At 61.7% G+C, this 25682-nt stretch carries 16 protein-coding genes and 1 pseudogene; 8 read left to right on the forward strand and 9 right to left on the reverse strand.

Features of this window, described 5'->3' with window-relative positions; translation table 11 throughout:
• Window positions 1-59: 59 nt before the first annotated feature.
• The 4 genes and pseudogenes from V1289_RS13375 to V1289_RS13390 form a co-directional block, all read right to left on the reverse strand.
• Entirely contained in the window at window positions 60-4313 is a 4254-nt protein-coding gene (locus V1289_RS13375; RefSeq protein WP_334397382.1) for a hypothetical protein, read from the reverse strand.
• 144 nt (window positions 4314-4457) lie between these two features.
• Entirely contained in the window at window positions 4458-9272 is a 4815-nt protein-coding gene (locus V1289_RS13380; protein ID WP_334397383.1) for a hypothetical protein, read from the reverse strand.
• Between the two features lie 1068 nt (window positions 9273-10340).
• Window positions 10341-12047 (reverse strand): prolyl oligopeptidase family serine peptidase, encoded by a 1707-nt coding sequence (locus V1289_RS13385; RefSeq protein WP_334397384.1) that lies wholly within the window; start codon window positions 12045-12047, stop codon window positions 10341-10343.
• 730 nt (window positions 12048-12777) lie between these two features.
• Window positions 12778-13047: pseudogene (locus V1289_RS13390) on the reverse strand (transposase); the annotation flags it as partial.
• Here V1289_RS13390 and V1289_RS13395 point away from each other — a divergent pair.
• Genes V1289_RS13395 through V1289_RS13430 form a run of 8 tightly spaced genes read left to right on the forward strand, consistent with a single transcriptional unit; the run spans window position 12997 to window position 19077 of the window.
• Window positions 12997-14244, forward strand: a complete 1248-nt coding sequence (locus V1289_RS13395) for an aromatic ring-hydroxylating oxygenase subunit alpha (RefSeq protein ID WP_334397385.1) — start codon at window positions 12997-12999, stop codon at window positions 14242-14244. The pseudogene V1289_RS13390 and the gene V1289_RS13395 sit on opposite strands and share 51 nt — an antisense overlap.
• Before the next feature lie 17 nt (window positions 14245-14261).
• The gene (locus V1289_RS13400; RefSeq protein WP_334397386.1) at window positions 14262-14747 is read left to right on the forward strand and encodes an aromatic-ring-hydroxylating dioxygenase subunit beta; all 486 of its coding nucleotides are present in this window, start codon (window positions 14262-14264) and stop codon (window positions 14745-14747) included.
• A 14-nt stretch (window positions 14748-14761) separates the two neighbouring features.
• Window positions 14762-15523, forward strand: coding sequence for an SDR family oxidoreductase (locus V1289_RS13405; protein ID WP_334397387.1), 762 nt, complete (start codon window positions 14762-14764; stop codon window positions 15521-15523).
• Between the two features lie 8 nt (window positions 15524-15531).
• The gene (locus tag V1289_RS13410; RefSeq protein ID WP_334397388.1) at window positions 15532-15846 is read left to right on the forward strand and encodes a non-heme iron oxygenase ferredoxin subunit; all 315 of its coding nucleotides are present in this window, start codon (window positions 15532-15534) and stop codon (window positions 15844-15846) included.
• Between the two features lie 3 nt (window positions 15847-15849).
• Complete coding sequence (locus V1289_RS13415) at window positions 15850-16533, forward strand: TetR/AcrR family transcriptional regulator (RefSeq protein ID WP_334397389.1); 684 nt, start codon at window positions 15850-15852, stop codon at window positions 16531-16533.
• A complete protein-coding gene (locus tag V1289_RS13420) occupies window positions 16530-17411 on the forward strand; it encodes a VOC family protein (RefSeq protein ID WP_334397390.1) in 882 nt (293 codons plus the stop codon). Before V1289_RS13415 ends, V1289_RS13420 begins: the two co-directional genes overlap by 4 nt.
• 13 nt (window positions 17412-17424) lie before the next feature.
• Window positions 17425-18285, forward strand: a complete 861-nt coding sequence (locus tag V1289_RS13425) for a VOC family protein (RefSeq protein WP_334397391.1) — start codon at window positions 17425-17427, stop codon at window positions 18283-18285.
• 12 nt (window positions 18286-18297) lie between these two features.
• Window positions 18298-19077 (forward strand): SDR family oxidoreductase, encoded by a 780-nt coding sequence (locus V1289_RS13430; RefSeq protein ID WP_334397392.1) that lies wholly within the window; start codon window positions 18298-18300, stop codon window positions 19075-19077.
• 57 nt (window positions 19078-19134) lie between these two features.
• Here V1289_RS13430 and V1289_RS13435 read toward each other — a convergent pair whose 3' ends face one another.
• The 5 genes from V1289_RS13435 to V1289_RS13455 all read right to left on the reverse strand — a co-directional run bounded on the left by V1289_RS13435 (window position 19135) and on the right by V1289_RS13455 (window position 25600).
• On the reverse strand, window positions 19135-20793 hold the full coding sequence (locus tag V1289_RS13435; RefSeq protein WP_334397393.1) for an AMP-binding protein: 1659 nt from the start codon (window positions 20791-20793) through the stop codon (window positions 19135-19137).
• 231 nt (window positions 20794-21024) lie between these two features.
• Window positions 21025-21795 carry an SDR family NAD(P)-dependent oxidoreductase gene (locus V1289_RS13440; RefSeq protein ID WP_334397394.1) on the reverse strand — a complete coding sequence of 257 codons (771 nt, stop codon included), beginning with the start codon at window positions 21793-21795 and terminating at the stop codon, window positions 21025-21027.
• A 46-nt stretch (window positions 21796-21841) separates the two neighbouring features.
• Window positions 21842-23017, reverse strand: coding sequence for an aminoglycoside phosphotransferase family protein (locus tag V1289_RS13445; RefSeq protein ID WP_334397395.1), 1176 nt, complete (start codon window positions 23015-23017; stop codon window positions 21842-21844).
• A 31-nt stretch (window positions 23018-23048) separates the two neighbouring features.
• Window positions 23049-24239 (reverse strand): CaiB/BaiF CoA transferase family protein, encoded by a 1191-nt coding sequence (locus tag V1289_RS13450; RefSeq protein WP_334397396.1) that lies wholly within the window; start codon window positions 24237-24239, stop codon window positions 23049-23051.
• A 56-nt stretch (window positions 24240-24295) separates the two neighbouring features.
• The gene (locus tag V1289_RS13455; RefSeq protein WP_334397397.1) at window positions 24296-25600 is read right to left on the reverse strand and encodes an enoyl-CoA hydratase-related protein; all 1305 of its coding nucleotides are present in this window, start codon (window positions 25598-25600) and stop codon (window positions 24296-24298) included.
• Between the last annotated feature and the right edge of the window lie 82 nt (window positions 25601-25682).

A 25682-nucleotide genomic window follows, 5' to 3' on the forward strand; every position in this document is an offset into this window, starting at 1 on the left:
ACGTGCGGACCCGGATCCGGTTCACTGCCATGAGAGAGGGAGTTGCCATTACCAGCCACCTATTGCACGAGGTCGAAATCGAAGTAGGAAGCGTATTTCTTCCAGTCCTCCGATTGGCAGATCGCGTTGGAGACGACGTCCGCATGTTGAGGCTTCGGAGCCGGCGCATACGAACCGGTGACGTTGCCGACCGCCGCGACGGTCAGAGGTTCGGCTGCGTCGCTGACGACGTTCCGATCGCGGAGCGCCGCAAAGCGGGTGGCAGGCTGCAGCGGCGGCTCGAGCTCCGACTTGTCCTCGCCGCCACTGGATCCGAGCTGCGGTTCGTTGTGCGATACCGCAACCGAATAGGAATAGTCGATGAAGCCGGCGGAGAACGAGAAGGTGAAAATCGCCTCGCCATACATATTCCCGTTGTCTTCGCCCAGACTGACGTAAAGGCTCGCTGCGAAATTGAAAATCCAGATCGTCATGCTGCCGGCGGCAAGGAAGGTTCCCGCTATCTCGGTCGTATTGACGTCTCCGACTTTGAGAACGCGGATAAAGGTGCCAACCTGGACCTGCACCTGGGCCTCCAGCGGGCCGAAACTCAGCGAACCGCCGCCTCCGAAGAGGAACGAGGCCTCGAAACCCCGGATTCCGTCGGCGGCCGAGAAGAGCGAGAAGTAGCCCGATCCGGCATATGGAAGTATGCTGATCGTGAATGGCGACAGTCGCGTGCCGAGCGAGGTTTTGAACATCGCCTGGTCGTGCGTGAACGGAAGGTCGGCGGAAACATCGAATATGATGTTGAAAAAGGAGACTTCGCCGATGCCGATGCTGCCAAGGTTGACGCCATAACCCACTTCAATTCCGAGTGCCCAGTCGAGCGGTCCGATGTGGAAGCCGGCGCCGTCGCTGGGCGTCAAATAGGCTTGCAGCTCGCTGATGAAGTCGAGTGCCGGACCAACCTCGTAAGATTGGTACGCAACGTCGAAACGGGGAGCCGCTCCGTTACCTGCCGAAAAGCTGGCGCCGCCGAATCGTAACGTAAGCGCATCGATGACCGAGCCAACCAGTTTGATGGCAAACGGCCCGAGCGAACCCGCCGCCGTGAAATCGGTCTTCCCTCCGTTCAGCAAATCGACCTCAACCTTGGTGGTGAGGACGAAACGCGCGCCCAATTGTGCCTGGAAGATTGCGTCGTCATCAGGCTCTTCGGTCACCGTGCTGGCGAAATCGTAGGAGAATACCGCTTTCGTCGGCACCAGTTGCGCGATCGCATCGAGGATCGCGTCGCGGAAGGCCGCAACATCGATGAGCGCGAGAATGTTGCCTTTGAGCACCTGCGCTGCGAGTCCCTGAACGTTTGCGGCGACTTGCAGCGGCGCCGCCTGCCCCGTGGTCCAACTGTCAAGGAAGCGTACGAAATTGCCGATGATGATATCGGGCGGCGCGGCCGGCGGCGTGTAGGCTGCTATGCTTTTCAGGACGTCGGCTTCCTCGGCCAAGCGATCCTTGGTTTCGAGAGCCTGGAGAATCGCATCATTATCGGTCGGGTCGTTGACGTCGACACCAGGTGGAGACTTGTAGATGGGAGCCACGAACAACGAGCGGCGCGCCTGAAGACTGAGCAACGGCGAGTTGATCTTGTCCGCGGCGGTGTTGCGGACGTCGAGAAGGCTCTTGTAAGCCGAACTGAACGTCTGCAACGGCGCTTGTACGGCAACGACGACGGCACGCTGCAAATATTGCGGCAGTCCTTTCGCGCGCGCCTGCAGTGCGCGCCATCCCGCGAAAGCAGCGGCTTCGGCATTGTGCAGGGCTACGGAAAGCTGCTGGTAGGTCTGCGCCGTCGTACTGGTAAAAAGCGACTGGACGGTCGGCGTCGTGCCAGTGGCCACGACAGGCGTCGCGAGAAGTCCGGAAATGGTTGGCGGCGCAGTGGCAATCGGGGTGTAGTTCGCGAAGCTCCCGAACACGTCGCCGAGATTTTTCAGGGCAGCTTTCAGCTTCCCTTCCTCTGGATCCAGGCTCAAGCCGATTTTAGCAAGCAGCGAATCCAGCGACGAGAGGGCGTTTCCAAGTGTCGTCGTTACAGAATTGGCGAACGCACCTCCACTCATCACGAACCTGATAAGGACACTTACTGTCGCCGTCAGCGCGGCTGCGACGTCCTTTTCCTTGTTTTTCCAGTCGCTGGAGTATGTCTTCAATTGATTGCTGATTGACAGGCCGGAGAGCTGGGCAATCCCATCCAGCGCGCCCGCAAGGAGGGCCGCGCCTACAATGACCGTCTTGTTCGCCTCGATGAAGTCTGCAAGACGCTTTATTGCACTCGCCAGCGCGTCGCCGATTTCTTTGGCAGATTGCGCGCAGGCCTGTTCGTAGCCGGTCAACTTGACAACAAGATCCTTGTCGACGTTGGTCCACTCGGTGTTCGGAATCAGCGCAACTGCCGCACCCATTCGGGAGAGGCCCGTAACGAAGGCGCAATACAATGCGCTGGCATCGCCCACCAGACCGAGACTCGCCGGATCCAGGGGCGGCCCGTTCATCAGCACGCGGGCGTCACGTATCAGGTTGAGGTAGGGCGTAACGTCAACGCCCGCCGCGGTTGCCTTGCTTTGGATTTCCTGGAAATTTGTCGTGTTGTCCAGTACGAAGCCGGCGACGGTATTGACCGCCGTCTGGGCTGTTTTCGCAGTCGCGATAAACGCATCGAGCGTTTTCATCGGCTCAAAAGTCGCCGGGGCCGAGGTCGACGGCGGGAAGTTGTTTTTCTTCTGCGCAGCCGACCAATCGTGATAGGTCTTGCAGGCGGCAATTTCAGTGGTGAAGGTCGTGAAGTTCGCGCCCGTCGTCGGCGGCATCAGATCGGAAGTCGCCAATTGACTTTGCAGTCCCTTGAAGCCTTCCTTCAGAGATTTGTCGATCTGGCCAAACGACCCCTCACCGACGCCGATGATCATATCCGACAGAGCCGTCAGATCTCCGAGCGACTTGTCAATATTGCCGGCGGCAATATGGGTCCGCAGCAGGCTGGCAGTGGTGATAAGGTTGAATATGAATGTTACCGCACCATAGATATCCCGCAGCATCGGGGCGTATTCGGGATCCTGGATGACGGACAGAGCGAAACTATCGAGCTCCGCTTCTATGATGAAAACGGCCTGCGGTTGAACGCCGCCGAGCTGGGCGTCGAGGGAGTCTTTGGCGTTCTTGACTGCCCCCCTGACTTGGCTTGCGACGATCGCCTGCAGGTTCTTGAAGGTATCGCCAAGTGGCTTGCCGCTCAAAACATCGCCAATGATGGCCTTGGCGAAATCCGAAACGTCGATCGTCAAATCACTCTTGAACTTCGTGTTGATGGCGTCGAACGAAGTTCCGATTCCGGTGGCGGTTTGTTGGGCGAGGGCTACAAGATCAGGCGGGGCAATCGTGAACGTCAGGGTATCGTTTAGCTCCCCACTCGCGTCCTGACTGACCAGGTTCCTCAGCCAGGAGTCGATGGTATCCGCGTTGAGTACGCTGGCGAGCCCCGTTCCGAGCTGCGTCATCGTGTCGTGGAAGAACGTCGTCGGCTGCTGGAATTGCGCGAGCAAGTCCTGCACCGCCCCGACTGCCGCCGTCTGCAGCCGCGCGGCCGGATTGGAGGCAATGCGGTCCAGCGCCGCGGCGAACGTGCGGGCACTCTCGTACACCGCGGCGAGATCGAGGAACAAGCCAACCGGATCATCGTCCGCCTGCGCGGTCGCGATCTTGTCGTCGAGGTCATGCAGACCTGAATCGATTTCAGGGAATATCTGCGCGAGGCTCACACCACCCTGACCAGGAAACTCTTGCTTTATCTTATCGCTGACGTTCTGCCACTGCGTCTGCAATTTCTGTACGACGTCGTGTAGCGGGGCCAGCACATGGGCGTGGATGTCCTGAATCAGCGCTTGCGGGTCTTCGCCGGCGCCGGCGTCCGACCCGAATTGCAACGTCTCGCGTAGTACCGGGGTCGATCCGAGCAGCGAAGAGGTGTCGAACCCCAGGAACTGGAGCAGGTCGCGAAACCTGACAACGCCCAGAATTCTGGCGCTGTCGCTGAAGAAGGTGCTCAGGACTTTGCGGATGGCGTCCGCCGCTCCCGCGCCTGACGCCGCCGCACCGGCAGCCTGGGCGCGAGGGGCGGGAACGCCGGTGGTCGGAAACGAGGCGGCGCCCCCTGGCACGCAAGCCGCTGCGCCCTTGACGTTGTCCAGGTACGGATTTTGCGGATCGAAGAAATCCGCGAGCGAAAGAAGGGGCGGGAACGCCGCGATTGGCGATGGCGGCGTGTCAATCAACTTTGCACCGTCGCAAACGGGAACCGCATGGGCGTCCGCCTGCCCATGGGATCGGTGGATGAATTGGGCCCCGACGTTTCGTAGATGATCGCGCCGCTTGCGCCGATCGGGCCGTTGCCGCGGCCGATGGCGACAATATTCGACTCAGGCCGGCCGACCGCCCCGCTGCGATCGCCGTTTTTGCCCATCGACATGGCGTGGCATGTGCGAAGGTTGAGGAATATCTCGGAGCGGATTGGTCGGCTTGTTCGGATCGGCGGTTTTCGCAGAAAAGCCGAAGCGGACGTAACGTCCGTCATATTGCACGTCGAGCAACTGCGGAGCGCCACCGCTGAAGCGCTCGACGTTCTCGAGGCGGACCGTCGCCGTTTCCACGGAGGGATAGAACGGCGGCTGCTCTGCGCCTTCAAGGATCGCCGTGGTGTCGTAAGCGCTCAGGTCCCCGTTCCACGGACCGGCAGAGTTCTTGAGGCGGCCGTGCACGCTGACGACGATACTTTGGGTCTTCAGGGTGCAATCGCCGGTTTTCGTTTCCTGGGCATAGCGGATGTTTTGATTGCGAAGCGCGGCGGTGCGGCGCTGCGGCCAATCCTTCCATCCGCGATAGGTTTCGACGAGCGCCTGCAAGGAAGCGCTGTTGGTAGCGGCAATATTGTCGACGAAAATCAGAGGCATCGACGTCTCGGCGCCGTCGATGGTGAAATCGAATTTGACCAGCCCCTCTGGCGTCTCGTTGACCCGCGGCCAGAACGCGAGGCCGGGCGCATCCCCCAGGCTGATGCGTCCTCCCACGGGGTTTTCAGGATTGTTGGCTGGGACCTTCGGCTTTTCGTAAGGGTCTTGCAGGTCCGGCGTCTGCACCGTGAGGATGCTCACGTCCCGCGCGCACCACAGGCGCCCGTCGAATGGCTGGCCAACCGCCGGATAGGCCTGAGTCTTGCGCCCGACGCGTACGAAGATGCGCTGAACCAGCACAGCCTTCACGCCCAGCGTCTCCGATCGCAGGAACAGCCGCTCCGTCAATTTGACGAGCGAAGCGCGATGGCCGAGCGGGAACAAATAGCCCTTGTAGACGACCTCGCCGACAATATCGCGGCCCAGCACGATCTCCGCGCGCCACCGCTCGATCGAAAAGCCGTCGAATATCTTGCCGCCCCACAAATCATTGGCGCCGGCCGACGGAAGGAACTGGGTATCGTGGATGAAGGATCCGCCGAGCGCGCTGAGCCAGAGCTCGCGCACACGCAGTTGTTGCGGGCGCTGGATTGCCTGGGCATCGTCGGCATCGAGCACCGGAAATTCGTCGCCTGGCTCGATCTGGCCGGAATCGGCGACCAGACCGCCCGCCACCTCGGAGCCGGCCGGATCGCCCTCGCGCGGCTTGCGCTTGCCGATGACCGGGAGGCCGTAGGCGGAGGACAGCAACACCAACTCGTGCCGGTCGTAGGCGTCGAGCGCCGAGCGGAACAGCTGTAGTTGACCGAGGGTTTTACGGTCGTCATCGCGGCCGCAGAGCAGGCGCAAGATGCGCCAGATGCGGTCGCGCAAAGGCGGCGTGCACAGTTCTGCCTCCGAAGCGGGCGGCGGCGGAGTTGGCGTGGCGCTGGGCGTCGGCTTCGGGATTTGGACGCCGGCAGGCATCATGGCGTTGACGCCGTCGGCCGTCAGCGTCGCCGCGTCCATCTGCTCCGGGCCGATAAACCAGGGGGCGAGCGGTCCGCGCGGCGGCGCGCCCTGCCCAATCTGGCGGACGTCGCCCGGCTTCAACCACGTCAACGCGTTGGGCCGCAGGTCGGGCGAGTCGACGATGCGCAGATTGGGCTCGAGCCCATCCAGCGCCAGCCGGGCAAGCCACAAGGGTTGGTGCGAACGTCTGACGGACTCGCCCGGCTTCATGACGGTCTCGCCGCCTGGCGTTTCCTGGGGGACGACCGCCGGCACCGAACCGGCATGCTCATGGACGACCTGCCAGGGCAATTTTCGACGGTCGAACCAGATCGCGTCCTGCGCAGTGGACAGCGTGAGGCGTGCCGGGATCTCGATCGCGGTCTCGTAAGGTGTCGGCTTTTTGGCGAGCGCGGCACGAATTTCTCCGAGCCTTTGTTCGGCCGTAACGCCACCGCGCGTGATCCCCTGATAGGAGAGCACGTCACTATCGGCGAGATTGGCGGCGCGTGCGCCGACCGGCGGTACGATCCCGCTCGCGTTCCCGCTGAACAGTTTGCGCGCGCGCAGCGTGACGGCCGGTTCGTGCCGCGACCAATCGGAAAGATCGGCGAATGTGAAAGCGAGTTCCGGATAGATGAACCCGCCGCTGTTGGGCGCCCGCGGCGAGGCGTCAGCGCTGTAATTCAGCCCCGCCTCCTCCGCGGTTGCATTCGGCGCCGGAGTGCAATTGATACGGAAGGCAAGCCGGCTCGGCTGCGCAAGCCGCGCCTCGCTGAGTTCGGAAAAGCCTGCTGGATCGTCTCCGACGATTTGTTGGATGAACTTCGTGCGGAGCGCCGTTTCGCGATCGTGGCGCGGGTCTGCGGCTGGAACTCTTTTCGGCGCCCCGCTTGCCGTAGGCTGCCAACTCGAGCGGTCATCCGCGGCGAAAAACTCGACATCGATCGAATCCAGCGTGGCCGGCGCCCAGGTCTGCTTATCTTGGGGTTTGGCGTAATACTGCCCGATCATTTCGCTGCGATAATAGTCGCGGAACACGCCGTACACCGGCTCTTGCTGCTCAAGCATCGCCTCGTTGCGCAATGCGTTTGCAAGGTAATAGTCGTCCGGGCCCGGGTTACCGCCCCCCGTCGGCGTAACGGGCGCGAGGAGATGGGTCGTCTTGCTGTTTTTATCGTCGGCGATGAACTTCTTGATGCGGTCGAACATTGCGCCGATCGACGCGGTCACCGCGTCGGTGGCCGTACTTCGCTCGACCTGCCGCGCGATCGCCATCGCGTCGGGATCGAGCGCGAAGGGGCCTAGATAGATTTGCTGGTCGGGCGGGAGGCCCGCTCCGATCGCGGCGTTCTTGAAGGCCTTGCAAAAGTCTTTGAACGCGGGTGGGCTCGAATCTTTGGCCACCTTCTTGTCTTGAATCCCTTGCCGGTAGTCGACTAGCTTCGCGGAATCGCCGGCATAGAGATCGATCTGTTTGAGGATGGCGTTTCGATCCAACGTTGGATCCAGCAGATCCGTAACGTCGGGCAACGGGATGTTCTGGCGAAAAATGGCTTCCTCGAAAACGTGCTGCGGATCGAACTCGGCAACGAGCACCGGTCGGTCGTCGCGGAAATGTCCGTTGCCTAGGTCGATGACCCGACACTCGGCGTGCCTCAGGCGAATGACCGGCTCGGGGGTCAGCACCAGCGTCAAGTCGAGGAAGCGAAAACGCAGCTTGACGAGATCGACATCGCGCGCGACCGCGAGCGTCGCCCGCGACAGATCGAAGTGCGCGATCTCCACGCCGGGATCAAGCGGCCCTACCCACAGATAGCTCGACGCGGGAGGGCGGGGAAATTCGCCCGCTGACAGCTCCTTCATCGGTTCGCCGTCTTCATAGACGAGACGGAAATCCGCAGAGTCGAACGTGAGCGCGCTGTGGCTCACATCGGGAAGCGCGAGATCGCTCGACAGCAACGAGAGATCGACCGCAACGCGCCGCGCTGCGTAAGGCTCGTTGATCTTCGTTCGGTCGAACACCGCCCAAATCGTGGCGTCTTGCGCCCCGGTACGGTCGCCGCTGGCGATCAGCGCGTCCGTGTCTTGTGGCGGGTTGGTGGTGATCGAGGCGCCGGGCGCGGGCGCGGCCTGCGCGGCCGGCGGCGCGGATCCGTTCGACGCGGACGGCGGCGCGACCGCGTTCGAAGCTGGAGCGGCCGGCGCCGGGACCGGCTCCGGCGCATTGACGCGCAGCCTTCCGACCAATGTGCCCAATTCGAGAGACGCGTCCGTTTGCGTCACCTTGCCCCAAAGCGTTCGGCGGACGCGCTGACCCTTAATCGGCAGTCGAGATTCCGTGATGAACAGGCTCGCCGCCGAAATCGGCGCGGCGGTGGTGTCGTCATCATCGACGATCGTGAGTTGGGCGGCGCCGAAAGTCAGCTTGACGAACGTCTGTGCGGCCTTCGGGACAAGGGGAGAAGCGACCTGCCGCGCCTCCCACTCCAAGGGCGACCCGGAAGTTGCGAAACCGTGGATACCGACGCCGAGTCCCGATGTCCCGCCGACCCGGAACGGCGAGGAGATTGACACGCGGTCATGACGCTGTTCGTTCTCCTTCGCATAGCCGAGCAGGAACGGCGTCCTGTTTTCTATCTGATACCACCCGAGGGTGAATATGCCGGCCTTGGCGAGGCCGTCGAAGCTCGTCGCGGCGACGCCCTGCTCTCGACTGAGGCTCCATAGGCAGTCATTATGAAAGGTAAGTATCAGCGCTTCGCCCGTCTTGTCGTCCGTTGCGACACGGCGATCGAACATCTGCCCCAACCGCACGTTCGCGCTCGCCGCATTTACCGGCGCGAGCAGATTCAGATTTCCGTTTTTCTTCGCGAAATCTCCGAAGGCTTGTCTGCCGCTGGTCCAGGACGAACCCGGCCTTGTCGCGCTCCGCCATAGATCGGTCGTTAGTTCCAGGACCCAGTGATCCACGCGCGTCTTGTCGGACGCGAGGACGGGCGAGAAGAAAAGCTCCAGCTTGATGGAATCTGTGGCGCCGTAGCTCGCGTCGCGGATCCTCAGGTGTTTGAGATTGTCGTCGTTGGCGTCGACCGCGAGGTCGAACCATGCCTTGGGGCCGAAGGCAGCCGCGATCGCCTTCCAATTCCGCTGCAAATTTTGATCGGGTTTCTGACCGGGAGCGGGGTGAGGAAATTCGCGCACCGTCAACGTTCCGCCGTCCGCGGACAAATCAAACTCGAGGTCCATCGAGACAGCCGAATCGGCAAACGCGGTCTCGGCGGCGATGGGCAAGGCTGCGGTTCCGGCTAGAAAACCGCGCCTTGTCAAGTTCGGATTCAGAGTTTCCTGCCAACCGACAGGACGTGGCATGGCGCGCCCTGCGCGCCCGGTCGTAAGCTGAGACACCATTCCTCCTACCGGTCAGCCAGCGTAGCGCTACAGCAGCGAGCATCCCTCGTCGACAGAGTGCACAGTGATAGCGACCGCGATCTCTACGATCGCGAACACGGCGGAAGGCGTCTGGACGCTTACGCTGAGGTCCGGGTAGCGCCGGCGCGAAGCCGTGTCGCGACTATTCGAGTTGAATGCCCCACGCCGGCGACGAAGCCCCTCCATCCGATGGCTCGCCTTTGTGAAAAGCCAATCTGCCCGCGCTAAATTACGTTTTTGCGCTTACCCAAACGGCGAGCTAAACAGGCATCCAAGCGGAGTTCATCACTAAATTATATGCAGGGTATCTGCGGAGCGTTTACCTTAGATTGCAGTCGCAATTTAATTCTCCACAACACAGCTACAGGTGTCAACAACTTAAATACGAAATTTCGCCCGATGCAGGTTCTCCGGGACAAGAACCAGTCCCGAGAGCTCGGACCAACGAAAAGCGCCCGCAAAACGGCAATCGAGTACGATCAGCATATGTCGGCAGGGCAGCGCGGTTAGCGCTCCATAAAGCTCCGTCATCGGAAGCGGCCGAGCGCGAGAAGGTCAGCTCTCAGAGGCTAACCCCAGGTCGTGCCCCCCGAGTGTGGTTTAGCTGGCGGCGGGACACCACGTTCGCCGACATGAGCCGGCAGGTCAGCTGGGGATCGCCGGAAGGCTGATCTTCCGAAGCGTTCGCATGGCAGGCAGGCACTTGCGCGAGAACGTCCTCTTTAAGACGGTCTCCTAGTATACACTCGGAGGCGACTACGAATGATAAGGTAATCTCGATTTCTTTATCAACCCGCGAAGCTGACCCCATTTGCGACCAAACCCTCTTGGGGGCTGACTGACACGCTTTTGCTGAAACCTCATCAGTCAGCCGACCTACTCCATTTTGCCATCTGCCTATCACACGAAGCACCTATCGCACTGGACAGATCAGTGTGGCGGCACAACCACCGACATCCCTAATTCGCGGAATAGGAAGGCATACGTGGCCGCTTTGGTTGCAATCCCTGCGTCGACAGGGATACTAACGCCATGCCCAACCCCGGCGGTAGTGTGCAGCAGGATGGGCTTCGTCCCGCTGTTGGCCCATTGCAGAGCCGCAGCCATCTTGCGCGACTGCATCGGATTGACGCGATTGTCGTCGGCGTCGGCGGTCAAAAAGACAGCCGGATATTCCTTACCCTTTTCCACGTGATGGTAGGGGGAGTAGGCGTATAGGGCCCGAAATTGCTGTGGGTCTTTGACACTTCCAAACTCGGTGACATTGAAGGCTCCGTTGGGGAAGTCCTCTTCGCGAAGTGTGTCGAATATCCCGACTTCAGAAAGTACCGCACGGGCGAGCTCTGGATGCTGAACGATCATCGCCCCCATAAGTAGCCCTCCGTTGCTCCCCCCGCGTAGCGCGACGCGATCGGACGCCCCCCATTTCGTGTCGACCAGGTGCCGCACCACCGCAGTAAAATCGTCAAACACGGTCTGTTTGTGCGTCAGATAGCCGGCCTTGTGCCATTCCGGGCCGTATTCCCCTCCTCCGCGCAGATTGGCGAGAGCATAAACGCCTCCAGCATCGAGCCAGATACGAGTAGCGGGCGTGAGGTTTGTCGGCGACTGGATGTTCCCATAGCCTCCATAACCCCACACCAACAGAGGCGCGGTACCGTCCTGTTTCACATCGTTGCGGCTGATGATGGTTATTGGGATGCGAGTCCCGTCGGACGCAGTAGCGAAGTCACGCGTGATCACGGTGTCCGAGAAATCGAAGCCACGAGTCAGCGCTAGCCCAGTTTCTGCCGAAGTACCGGCTAGTTCGTCGAAAAGCATGTACCGGAATGGTTCGAGAAAGGTTGTGACACCGTAGACCACCTTTCCCCCGCCGACCGGCACCACGGGGCCCAGCGCCGCAATCGTCGGTCCCGGCAATGTGCGGATGAACTTTCCTGCCCGGTCAAAAACCGCCACATCGACCGGTCCGCCATTGACGACCTGGGCATAAATGCGGTCGGTCGTGATTACCAAAGGGCGCGGCTCAAATTCATGTTGCGGACGGAAGATACGGTCTCCCGCGGGAACGAGCGTGCGCGCCTCAGCCAACGAATACTTACCCACGTCGAGCAGCAGGAGCTTGCCGTGCGGTGCATCCTTATAGGATATGACGAGAAGAGCCCCGTCTGGTGCGCCCACAACTGCTCCGACCTGGTCTTCAAAATGGGTGACTCGGACTGGAGAGCCGCTTTCTGGAATTACGAAGTGTTCGAAATCACCGCCGTCGCCGTTGGCCACGGATACCACTAATGGTGCAGTACCATCGCCATTATCGAGTTTGACCTCTGCAATCCTAGCAAATTCACCGCCGAGGACTATAAGATCGTCCGTCGGGTCAGTGCCTAGAGCATGATAAAACACCCGCATTTCGAATTGCGAATGTTCCGGATACCGGGTGTACCAGAACCCCTGCCCGTCTCTCCGCCAAGCGAGGCTTCCGCCGCCTGTAGGAAACTGCACACGCCCGATAGGCCGATCGACCTCATTCCCGGTCGCGACGTCGTACATGTGCAAGGTCCCGGCTTCAGAGCCGTCGCTGGAAATACTGACCGCCACCTCGCGACCGTCCGGTGAGGGGACATACCAGTCGATCATTTGGCTGCGCCGGCCACAGCCTGCATCACCCACGCAGCGGGGATCGACAAGCACATTCATCGTAGCGATGTCGACTTCTTGCAAAGACGCCAGAACCGGGACTTGGTGTACAGCCGGATCTTTGTAGAGTACGAAACTATGTTTGCCTACATGACGAAGTCCGCCGTATTCCTTAGTCTAGGCATTGTCCGGCGTAAAGGCATGAGCTCGATCCGCGTTTTGATCGAAGCCGTTGTGCCCGATGCGGATAGCAAGCAAAAGAGCCGCTGGGTACGTGCCTTGGAATACATCAACTCCCAAAATGTCCCCGCTAAGCGCATGCGGCAATTCGCGCGACGGCACGATGGATTAGCTGGATGTGCGCGGTTAGCCGTGGAAGTGAAAAGGAAACGGAGACGGCCGCGCCGCGACTGTCTGGAAGGTGATTGGGGCGATTGAACCGAGAGATCAAGGGCATGCGGCTAACAGGCTCTTTTCAAGGCCGCGATCTCGGCGCAACATTGGTCAGGCGTCACGTTGGTATTCAAAAACAAACGAGCCCCACCGGATCAGCGGGGCTCGTTGCCTTTATCTTAGCATTACAGTTGCTTTGTTGATTTGAAGTGGGCGCGTTGAGCGGCGGCCTGGTGAGCTCTGCGCCAGAAAGACCATGCGATGATGTGTGCGGGTTGAATCCGTTTTCGAGCGAGTCTGATGGCAATGCGGCGGATTTCCTGGATTGACCAACGGATCAGTGGCGGCGTGGATATGTTTTGGCTTTTGCCGGGGGGCGCCGTTTCTTTTTTTTGGGCGGTGGCGGGTTAGCGCGATGTCGGATCGCGGCCATCATGGCGAAGGCGAGCATCACCAGGGACACGTGACGGTGCCAGCCATGCCAGGATCTGCTCTCGTTGTGATCGAGCCCGAACTCGTTTTTCGCGGTTTCAAAGCTGTCCTCGATCGCCCATCGATGGCCTTCGACCGCCACCAGCGTTTCGATGGATGTTCCCGCTGGACACCAGCCTTTGTCGATCCCGACATTCTGGAAGCGGAGCGGGCGCAGATATTCGACAAATGCTGGCTCTACCTCGGCCACAGTTCCGAGCTCGCCAAGCCGGGGGATTTTGTCACCCGTTCGGTCGGAGGGCGGAACATCCTGTTCGCCCGCGATGGCAAGGGCGTTCTCAAGGCGATGCTCAACACCTGCCCGCATCGCGGCGCGCAGGTCTGCCGCGAAAAACACGGCAGCGCCAAATCCTTCCAGTGCTTCTACCACGGCTGGGTATTCGGGCTCGATGGAACGCTGCGCAGCCAGCCTGGAGAAGCCTCCTATGCCGAGGATTTCAAGGAGCGCTCGACCTCCAGCATGCAGCAGGTGGCGCGGTTCGAGAGTTACCGCGATCTCAATTTCATCTGCTTCGACAAGGGCGTCGAAAGCCTCTCGGACTATCTCGGTCCGGTGAAGGAATATCTCGATGTGATCTGCGACCAAGCCGAGATGGGAATGACCATTGTCGGCGGCACGCAGGAATATTCGATGCGGGCGAACTGGAAACTGCTGACCGAAAACTCGATCGACGGCTACCACGCGCTGACGACGCACGCGACTTATCTCGATTACCTCAAGGCGACGACCGGCGGTCTCGCACAGGTCGCCTTCGAGGGGTCGGCGCGCGATCTCGGCAAGGGACACGCCGTTCTCGAATACAAGGCGCCGTGGGGTCGTCCGGTCGCGCAGTGGATTCCCTCCTGGGGTGAAGACGGCAAGCGCGAGCTGTCCCGTCTCTATGATGGTCTGGTCGCACGGTTCGGCAAGGAGCGCGCCGACCGTATCGCCACCTTCAACCGGAACCTGTTCATTTTCCCCAATCTAGTGATCAACGACATCATGGCAGTGACGGTGCGAACCTATTATCCCGCCGCACCCGATTTCATGAATATCAGCGCCTGGGCGCTGGCCCCCAAGGAAGAGACCGAGTGGGCGCGAAAATACCGACTGTTCAATTTCCTCGAGTTTCTCGGGCCCGGCGGCTTTGCGACGCCTGATGACGTCGAGGCACTCGAACAGTGCCAGCGCGGTTTTCGCAACTCCGCCGAGGCGCAGTGGAACGACATCTCAAAGGGCATGGGCAAGGAAAACCCGTCCTACGATGACGAATTGCAGATGCGCGCGTTCTGGTCGAACTGGAACGAGCATATTTTCAGGGTGCCGGCATGAGCGACGGAGTAGCCGCGATGGAAACGATAGCTCGCACCGATGTCGAGGATTTCCTGTTCGCCGAAGCCGAACTGCTGGATGAATGGCGGCTGCCGGAATGGCTGGAGCTGTTCACCGACGATGCAATCTATTACGTCCCGGCGACGGATCTCGCCGTCGACGCCTCGCCCGACAATAACCTGTTCTATGTCGCCGATGACCGCTTCCGCCTCAGCGAGCGGGTCAAGCGCCTGATGAAGCGCACCGCGCATGCCGAGTTCCCGCATTCGCGGACGCGACACCTCGTCAGCAACGTCCGCATCAGAAAGCATATCGGCGACGATATCGAGGTCAGTTCAGCCTTTATCACCTATCGCACCAAGGACGGTGTGACCGATACCTATTTCGGCAGCAACCGGTATCGTCTCGTGCCCGGCAATGGCACGTTCCGGATCAAGGAGAAGCGCTGCCTGCTGGACAGCGAAGGTCTTCGCGCCCAGGGCCGCGTCAGCATCATTCTGTGAAAGCAACCCAGGTAATGGACAAGAAGCTCAGGGATAATGTTGCCATCGTCACCGGCGCGGCCAAGGGCATTGGCCTTGCGATCGCCGAGCGGTTGGCGAGGGACGGCGCCAAGCTCGTGCTTGCCGACCTCGACGAGGCCGGATTGAAACAGGCCTGCGCCCATCTCAGCAGGGAGTTCGACGCCGAAGTCACCAGCCATCCCGGCGATCTCTCCGATCAGGGCACGGCGGAGAAGACCATCAATCTCGCAAGTGAGCGCTTCGGCCGCCTCGACATCCTCGTCAACAACGCCGGCGGCGGCATCATCAAGGCCTTCGCCGAGCAAACGCCGGAGACATTGAAAACCACCATCGACCGCAACCTCTGGACCGTGCTGTGGTGTTCCTGGTACGCGGTTCCCAAGATGCGCGCGCAAGCTTATGGCCGCATCATCAACCTGGGCGCCGATTCAGTCCGCAACGGCCTGTGGGACCATGCCGCCTATAACGCCGCCAAGGGTGGCGTTCATGGCCTCACCACCGGCATGGCGCGCGAGTTCGCCAAGGACGGCATCACGGTCAATACGGTGGCGCCCTGCGCGGTGAATACGCCACAGATGGTGGCAATCACCAAGAGCAACCCCGCGCTCGCCGCCAAATTCGTCAGCGTCATCCCCATGGGCCGTCCGGCCGAAATGGAGGAAGTCGCCTCGATGGTTTCCTATCTCGCTTCCGCCGAAGCATCGTTCGTGACCGGACAGGTCATCAGCGTCAACGGCGGCAGCACCATGCTTTAGGTCTTGATATGGGTGAAACAGTCGTTCTCTGCGCGGCCAATGAAGTGGTCGAAGGCGAAATCAAGCAGGCGCCGCTGCCGGATGGCTCCAACGTGGCGCTGTACCGGGTCGACGGCGCGATCTACGCGACCGCCGACATGTGCACCCATGGCGAAGCGTCACTTGCAGCGGAAGGCATCATCACCGGGAAAACCGTGGAATGCACGTTCCACTTCGGTACGTTCGACGTCACCACCGGCGAGCCAACCGGCATGCCGTGCGAGATTGCGTTGAAAACCTATCCCGTCACCATCGTCGACGGAAACGTTCAGATCGAGGTCTAGAAAATGGCAAACCGTCCTGACCGTGTCCCCACCCCGCTGAAATCCGCGCGCCGACCGCTCGGCACCGCGCGGCGGCGAACCCAGGCCGAACGCACCGCGGAAACGCGCACGCGCATCCTCAAGGCCGCTTCCGAGCTGATTCGCCGGCGCGGCTACGCCCGCTTTCGAACCGCCGACGTCGCTGCCGAAGCGGGCCTGTCCCGCGGCGCGCAGCTGCATCATTTTCCGACCAAGGATTCGCTTGTCGTCGCCACCCTCGAATATGTGTTTGAACAGGCCCAGGTGCTGAGCCGGCGCCGTGCCGCGGCGGTGAACCGGCCGAGGGACCTGATCGAAGCCGTGATCGACGATGCGCGCGAATTCTTCTTCAGCGAGCATTTCATGGTGGCGATCGACATCGTGCTGTCGACGTCGACCGATCAGGCCGTGCGCAAGCAGATCCTGGATATCTCCCGCAAAGCGCGCCGGCCGGTCGAGACCGCCTGGACCGAAGCGCTGGCGGCCAGCGGCGTGCCGCCTTCGCTGTCGGCCGACATCGTGGCCCTGACGTTAAGTCTGGTCCGCGGCCTGGCGCTACGCACGCTGTGGGACAACGATCCCAAATGGTTCGATGAGCTGTTCGCGGTGTGGCGGCGGATGATCAAGATTTTCCTGGAATCCCAGCATCCGAAGGCACGGGCGCGATGAACAACGGCCGCGCCATCCCCCTGATCACATCGGTCTGCTACGTGCGCCTCGCCGTCAGCGAGCCCAATGCGAGCGCGCGTTTTGTCTCCGACATTTTCGGCCTGCAACGCGTCGCCGATCAGGATGGCGAGATCGCCTTTCGTTCCGACGACCGGTTTCGCACGGTGAGCCTTGGGCAGAATTCTACAGACGGCGCCAGCGTCGGCATTGAAGTCTGGGATGACACGGCGCTGGAGGAAATCGGCCGTCGCTTGCGCGAACTCGGCTTTACGGTGAAAGAAGCAACGGCCAGCGAGTGCCGGCGGCGTTACGTGCAATCGGCACTGTTGACGGAAGACGCATCCGGCAACCGGATCGATCTGGTGGTGCGCCCGACGCAAAGTGGACGCCGTTATTTTCCGCCGCGCGATGCCGGCATTGTCGCGTTTCATGGCGTCGGCCTTCGCACCACCGATCACGCCCGCGACCTCGCGTTCTGGCGCGCGCTTGGTGCCGAGGTCAGCGACTGGGTCGGCGACATCGCCTATTTGCGGATCGATGGGTTGCATCACCGGGTCGCGCTGTATCCGTCGAAGCGCAATGGGCTGCTGTATGCGGCGTTCGAGGTTGAGGCGCTCGATCAGATCATGCAGAACAGCTACTTCATGCAGCAAAGCCAGATCAGGATCGTGCAGGGCCCCGGCCGCGAGGCGGCTTCGCGCCAGATGTTCCTGCACGTCGAGGGCCCGGACGGCCTGATCTTCTCCTATGTGAACGGCATGACGGAGCTCGACGGCAAGCCGCGGCCGGCGCGGCAGTTTCCGCTTAGCGCCGCCTCGCTCTGCGACTGGGGCAGCGAAAGCAAGGACATACCGGAACTGCGCGCGCCGGGTGGATGAACAGGAGAACACCATGATCCAGCTCAGGGATGTCAGCTACGTTCGTCTCGGCTCGCCCGATCTCGAATCGGCGGAGATTTTCGCCACCACCTGCCTCGGCCTGCAGATTGCCGAACGCGGCAAGAAGGACCTCTATCTGCGCTCCGACGCGCGTGCGCATACGCTGTGCTATTCGGAAGGCGATCCTGATGATCAGACCGTCGGTTTCGAGGTCGAGGACGAGGTGAGCCTGCAGGAGGCGGCCTCGACACTGGAAGCGCTCGGGCATGCCGTTCACGCCGGGACTGCGCCGGAAGCCGAGCGGCGCAAGGTAAGAGCCTTCATCGGCTTTCGCGATCCGACCGGCAATTATATCGAACTGGTGGTGCGGCCGGAGCGCAGCGGCCGGCGTTACTTTGCCAGCCGCGATGCCGGGATCACCGGCTTCAGCCATATCGGCCTCAACTCCACCGATCCTGCCCGCGACGAGCGGTTCTGGACGCAAGTGTGCAACGCCCGCGTCAGCGACCGCATCGGCGACATTCCGCTGATGCGCGTCAATGCGATCCATCACACCATTGCGCTGGTGCGTGCGCCCAAGGCCGGCATCCAGCACATCAACCACCAGGTCGAGACCAGCGACGACGTGCTGCGCTCCTATTACTTCCTGAGCGAGCGCCGCGTGCCAATCGTGTTCGGCCCCGGCCGGCATCCGACCTCCGGCGCGCGTTTCCTCTACTTCCGGGGGCCGGACGGCATGATCTTCGAATACTCGGTCGGCGTCGACGAGATCGAGGACGAGACCACGCATCGGCCGCGGCAATTCGGCTTTGAGCCAACCAGCTTTTGCATGTGGGGCGCAAAGCCCGCCGGCATGCCCTTACCGAACTCCTGAAAGCGAACAAGCATGGATCTGGGATTGAAGGGGCGCACCGCCATCGTGTGCGCGGCAAGTCAGGGGCTTGGCAAGGCCAGCGCGATGGCGCTCGCCCGCGAGGGCGTCAACCTCATCATTGCGGCGCGCCGCGGCGCTGTACTGGAGAGCGCCGCCGACGAGATCGCGTCTGCGACCGGCAACCGACCCAGAACGGTCATTGCCGATGTGACCACAAAAGCGGGCCGCGACGTCATTCTCGCCGCCTGCCCGGCGCCCGACATTCTCGTCAACAACGCCGGTGGGCCGCCGCCGGGCGATTTCCGGAAATTCGAGCGCGAGGACTGGATCAAGGCGCTGGACGGCAACATGCTCGCGCCGATCGCGCTGATCAAGGCGACCCTGGACGGCATGATCGCACGCCGGTTCGGACGCATCGTCAATGTGACGTCCCATGCGGTGAAGGCGCCGGTCGCGATGCTCGCGCTATCGAGCGGCGCACGCAGCGGCCTGACCGGCTTTGTCGCCGGGCTCGCGCGCTCGACCGCCGAGCACAACGTGACGATCAACAATCTGCTGCCCGGTACTTTCGCCACCGACCGTTTGAAATCGAATCTTGCCGCGTTGGCGAAGAGCGCCTCCCGCGAGGTCGGCGACGTTACCGAGGAGATCAGGGCCGCCAATCCGACCAAACGGTTCGGGCACCCGGATGAATTCGGCGCGACCTGCGCGTTCCTGTGCTCGGCGCAAGCCGGCTATATCACCGGACAAAACATCCTGATCGACGGCGGCGCGTACCCCGGCACGTTCTGACCGCAGCCTATTTTTCGCACATGGCCGTGACGAAGGTGCGATCCCCGCGCCGTGACGTCATGCGCTGGCCTTGCGTGACGTTTCTGCAAAAGCCTTCGCTACTTCGCGGAGCTGGTATTTCTGCACTTTGCCGGCGGGTGTCTTCGGCAGATCGGCGACGATCTCGACCCGCTCCGGCCAGTATTGCTTCGCGACCTTGTGCTCCGCCATCAGCGCCTGCACGTCAGCCAGATCGAGCGTCTGGCCGGGACGCAGCACCACGAATGCGCAGGCCCGCTCGCCCAGCCGCGGGTCCGGATAACCCACGATCGCGGTCGAAAGCACGGCGGGATGCTTGAACAGCAGGTTCTCGATATCGAAGACCGGCACGTTCTCGCCGCCGCGAATGATGATGTCCTTGATGCGGCCGTCGATGCGGATGTAGCCCTCGTCATCCATATAGGCCATGTCACCGGTGTCGAACCAACCCTCGGCATCGAACGGCTCCATGTCCGCGCGTTTGTAGTAGCCAAGACACATCTGCGCGCCGCGCACCTTGAGCAGGCCCTTCTCCCCGACCGGCGCCGGAGATCCGTCCATGCGAAGCACTTTCACGGCAACGCCCTCGAGCGGACGGCCGTCGGTCTTCGAGGATTTCTCAAGCGCCCGCTCGGGCTCGGTCAATGTGCCGGAGAGCGCCTCGGTCATGCCCCACAGCGAGCAGACCTTGAGATCGAGCTCGCGGTAGACGCGGTCGATCAGCGCCGGCGGAATGGGCGCGCCGGCGCAAAGGAACTTGCGCAGCAGCTTGGGCTTGGTCGCACCGGCCGCCACCGCCTCGCACATATCGGCAAGAAACGTCGCTGCACCAGCCGAATAGGTAACGCCTTCATTGGCCATGATCCCAATGCCGCGTTTCGGTTCCCAGATGTCCTGGAAGACGACGGAGGCACCGATCTTGAGGCCAAGCAGCATGCCGGCCGCGAAGCCGGTCATATGGCCGAGCGGCGAGCAGACCAGCATCGTATCGTTCGCATCGAGACCGAAACGGCCGGCGAGTGCAATGTTGCAAGCGAGCAGCGTGTTGAGGCAATGCATGACGCCTTTGGGCGAACCTGTGGTGCCCGAGGTGAACATCAGCACCGCCATCTCATCGGCGGGAAGCGCGCCGATCTCGCCGATCGGCGGCGGACCGAGACGTTCGCTGCCGGAAAGCAGCGCCTGATCGAAGCTGTTCGCCCCCTCGCCATCGACGGCGATGATGTGCTGAAGTTTAAGCAATTTGGGTCGCAGCGACTGCGCCATTGCCTCGTAGTCGAAACCGCGAAACACCTTGGGTACGATCAAAAGCTTGGTTTCGGCGAAGTCGAGCATGTAGCTCAGTTCATGCTCGCGGAAGATCGGCATCAGGGGATTAACGACGGCCCCGACCCGGAACGCAGCCAATGCAATCACCGCGAATTCCCACCAATTGGGAAGCTGCACTGATATGACGTCACGAGGACCAACACCGCGCTGCTTCAACGCGGCTGCCGCGCGCGAAACCAGATCGCCGAGCTCGGCGTAAGTCAGGCGCTTCGGCTCAGTGCGATCGGCGCGGTCGGCCAGCAGCGCGAGCTTCCTCGGCGTGGCGGCAACGGCCTGCTGAAGAAATTCATCAAAACTCTTGTCGATCCAGAAGCCCTGATCGCGCATCGATTGCGCGTGGCCGGCGGCATCAAATCGATTCTCGCTCATGCTTCCCTCCATGGACATCGCAACGCGGCTCTTGGCGACCACTTCGTTTGCTAGTGTACTAATTTTATTGTCACCCGCAACAGCAAAATATGCGACAATTCGTGCGCATTTGCGTATAATTCATCGGCGAGACCTCTGCGCTTGGCGCATATGATAAGCGGGTGTCCGAACATCGGAACTGTCGATGCCGGCCCGTGGGGTCAAGCGCCAGTCTCGATGTGCAAGGAAGCGTCAGACCGAGATATGATAGCCGCCGTCCACGGCGATATGCTGTCCCGTAATGTAGGATGCGCCGTCGGAGAGGAGAAAACATACCGGCTTGACCGCCTCCTCCGGTGCAGCCCAACGCCCCATCGGAATCCGCGCCAATATGCCGTCCCGAAACTTGTCGCCCCTGATCGTTTCGGTCATGGGCGTCTCGACTACGCCGAAACAGACGGAGTTGGTCCGCACGCCGAATTTCGACCATTCCCTGGCGGCCGACATCGTCATGCCAAGCAGGCCGCTCTTTGCCGCGGCGTAGTTGATCTGCCCGACCGAGCCACCTCGCCCGGCGTCCGACGAGATGTTCACAATGGAGCCCGGGCTTTCGCGGCCGGCCTTCCCCTGCGCAACCATGATGCGGCCTACGGCCTGGGTCCAGAGGAACGCGCCGGTCAGATGAACCGAAATGACTTCGCTCCATTGCTGCAACGTCATCTTTTCGATCATCGCCGGCCGCGTGATTCCGGCATTATTGACGAGACCGTCAATGGCGCCGATCCGCGCCTTGACATCGCTCACTGTCGCTTCCGTGAACTCTGGATCAGCCACGCTCCCTACATAAGGCAGCAACCGGCCGTTCATCGTCGCGGCAAGGGCGTTGAGCTTGTCGCCGTTGAGATCGACGCCGACCACCCGCGCCCCGAGGCCGATCGCGAGACCAGCGATCGCCTGCCCGATACCCTGCGCGGCACCGGTCACGACAATGGTTTTACCTTCCAGTGACATCACATCTGACATGGATTGCCCTCTCCCGGGCGCGCCGGCCCGCCCTGAAACCAATATCCTAGATACTACCGATCGAATCCAGATCGCCCATCGCCGTCGTGATCCGCTCGATCATCGCCAGCGACGTGTCCTCGGGCTGCATGTTCGGCAACAGCGGCGAGTGACACAGCGTGATCGTCCACATCGCGAGCGCATGCACAATCTGCTGCCGGTAACGCAGGAAGCTGAGGTCGAAATCCGGTTTGACGCCGGTTGTCTCTGCAAACCGTTCGATGTAGCGGACCAACAGCTCACGCTCCCAGCTCCGGCGATCGTCGGGCGTCAGCGAGGCCGTCACGGCATAGGCGAAATCGCGCGACCAGTGCCCGCGCGAGAGACATTGCCAGTCGCACAATCCCATCTGACCCGCGCCGGTCCGGTACCAGTTACCGATATGCACGTCGGAATGGATGAGACCCTGCGGTTCGCTGTCGTGCAGGGCAAGTGCGCGCATCGTGGCCGGCCAGACATCGTCACGGCGCGCCATGACCTGGTCCGGGATAATGTCGGCGGCAGCGTCAAACGCCTTGCGGGTGTAGTATTCCATGCCCATTTTCGCAGCACCGATGGTGAACCAGCGGGGATAGCTGGCGAGCCACCGGTAGCGTTCGGCCAGCGTCGGATCACCGTAGAAGCGGCCGTGCAGCGAGGCCAGAAGATCGACCATGTCGTCGGCCATGGCTCGCGTGACATAGGTCTTGTGATTGCAGAATGTCGCGGATTTGGTGGCGACCAGATCTTCCAGCAGATGGATCGCCGCAAATGTTCGCCGATCATAGGCGGAATGATAGCACAACGGGGCCTCGATCTCGAGCTGGGGGCGAATCTGCGTAAAGAAACTCCCCTCTACGCGCGCCGTGCCGTTGAAGCCGCCGATCATGCGGGTGACAATGCTGGGCAACGACTTGGTAAAGACCGAGACCGGCAAACCGGCCCGGCGTCCTTCCTCGTTGTAGGACACTTTCAGCCGATGGCGTTCGTGGGTTCCTGCGCTCGCGGGTTTAACTTCGACGTGCGTAACGATGGCCCCCGGGGCCTTGCTGCACAAGACGGCCGTCAGCCATTCCGCCGTGACTGCATAGGGCGAACAGGGCACATCGTCGAACCGCCGCGCCTTAGGCCGCGCGAGGCGCTCATAAGCGACACGGCCTCCGATTTTCAGCGCCGCCAGGGCCGTATTTGTCGATCGCCCCATTTATCCAACTCCCCGTTAAGCTGCGCAACACTCACCCGATCACGCGGGTCCGCCGTAACTCGCTGATGGTTTCCAATGACCACCCGATTTCACCCAACACGTCGTCGGTGTGCTGCCCCAGGACGGGCGGCGGCAAGCCGGCCTGGCGCGCCGCCCCGTTGATCAGAACGGGATGACCGACGCCTTTCAGCTGGCCCGCAGTCTGGTGTTCGTAGTCGACAATGATGCCGCTCGCCTTGGTGTGCGGATGGTCGAGCAATTGCGCGATCGAATTGATGGGTGCGCAGGGTACACCGACGCCCGTCAGGACCTCATTCCAGTGTGCGACGGAATTTTGCGTCAATGCGGCCTGGACGTGACCGAGGGTTTCCTTGCGATGCGCAACCCGGTCCGCATTGGTCCTGAATTTCGGGTCATCGACGATCGCGTTCAAGCCGGTGACCCCGCAGAATTTGCGCCAGAGATTGTCGTTGGCGACCCCGATCATGATCGGGCCGTCGGCCGCCTCGAGGGCTTGATAGGGACAGAGCGATTCGTGGCTCGATCCGCATTTCGGCGGCTGCACGCCGCGCTCCCAGAAGGTCTGGAGATTATAGCCCAACAGGCCGAGCGCCGTTTCGAACAGCGAGACCTGGATCTCGCCGCCCTTCCCGGTTTTTTCCCGTGCATACAGTAACGCCAGAATGCCGCTGAAGGCGTGCACGCCGGTCATCTGGTCGATCGGCGAGATCGGACTGCGGATATAGCCGCCGCCCTCGTCGCCGGTCATCGACATGACTCCGCAAAACGCTTGCAGGATCACGTCATAGCCCGGCGAGTTCTTCAGTGGCCCCGCGCGGCCGAAGCCTGAGATGCTGCAATGGATCAGGCGGTCGTTCAGGCCGCGAAGCGTTAGTGCATCGATGCCAAGGCGCTCGGCGACACCGGTTCCGAAACTTTCGATGGCGACGTCGGCGGATTTAGCCAGGGCATGAACGAGCTCGCGCCCTTTTTCGGTTTTCATGTCGACGGCGATGCTGCGCTTGTTGCGGTTGGCGCTGAGAAAGACCGTGCCAAGGCCCGGCGCCGGAAACGGCGGCCAACCGCGCGTTTCATCGCCCTGGCCGACGGTCTCTACCTTGATGATGTCGGCGCCGAGATCGCCGAGATATTGCGCGCACAATGGACCCGCCAGGACTTTCGACAGGTCGAGGACGCGGACGCCGGTCAGGGGTTTTGACACTGCTGTTCTCTCACGAGGTTATGCCGCAATCGCGGTCGTTTCGAAGGCGGTGTCGCTCAGGCGCCAGGCTCGGTGGAGGAGAAAGCGCCCGCCATGTAGGCGGGAAAGCCATGATTCTTGACCAGTAGATAATCCGCCGCGCGGCGCTGATCCTCGGAGAAGGTGGCCCGCCATTTGTCCGCCGCGGCGTATGCCCGCGTCAGGCGTTCGCGCAGCGCGCGTTTACCGTCGGTAACAGGCTCCGCCTCGAGCCAGAAAGCGGACTGAGCAATGACGCCATCGAACGCGGGTGCCTTGCTCGACCGCTGAAAGCCGGCACGGGCGAAGGCCTCTGCAAGCGGTGCATCCGCCGCTTCATCGACCCGCAGCGCCTCGGAAACTACCGCCACAGCCTGTTCGACCCGCGCGGGAATGCCGCCCGCCTTGCGAAGCCGATCATGATCGAGCCGACCAAGAAACAGCGTCCTGATCATGTTGCGCGGCTCGCGCCGTTGGATGAGCTTTGAGAATATCTGCATCTCGGTGCGAATCGCCTCGTCAAACGGCTGTGGCAATCCCTCGCCGATGCAATCGAGAATGGCTGTTGGAGCCGGATAGTGTCCAAGAGTCTCGGCCAGAACGCTTTCGCGCTTTCGCGCGATGATTGAAGCTGCATCATCGACGTCCGCGGGCCGCCATCCGGGACGATCCCAGGGTTGCGACGCCGACGGATGCGACAGTACCCATCGTTCCGCCGCCGCCACCTCTTGGCCGGCAGGCACGAGTTGATCGACCACGCCGGCGGCGAGAGCTGCCTGCCCGGACAATCGCGCACCTTCCAGCAGGACCGGGAGCGCCTTTTCAATTCCGGCGAGACGGGGCAGCCGTTGGGTTCCCCCCGCGCCCGGCAACAGCCCGACCAGCGACTCCGGCAAGCCAAACGCAACCTTGGGATCGTCGACCATGACCCGATGATGGGCCGCCAGCGCCAGTTCGCCGCCACCACCCAGCGCCAGGCCCGCAATCGCGGCCGCGACCGGCTTGCCCGCGGTTTCGATCGCACGCAGAGCCTGGCTGAGCGGAAAGAAGTGATCGAACGCCACACGGTCGCGCATCTCGGCCGGCGCTGCCATTATCATGTCGTAGGCCGATCCGAGCTCGGCCAGATCAGCACCGGCACAGAAGGCCGATGGCTTGCCCGAGCGGATCACCACACCCGTGACGTCGCTTCCGCGTAACCATTGGCTAAAGATGGAGAGTTCGGCGATGGCGGCGTTGGAGAACACATTCATCGGACGGCCGGGCATGTCGAAAACAAGATGCAGGATATTGTTTTCGGTGCGTTCCGCTCGGAATTGCTGCAACTTCGCCAGCTCGCTCATGACCGTCTCCGCCGTCACATTTTCGCGCTATAGCATATCGTATATCTATGTACTAGTTTAAACGAGCGATCTCGCGGTGGGC

Origin of the sequence: Bradyrhizobium sp. AZCC 2289, from assembly GCF_036924615.1 — a bacterium.
Classification (GTDB): Bacteria; Pseudomonadota; Alphaproteobacteria; order Rhizobiales; family Xanthobacteraceae; genus Bradyrhizobium.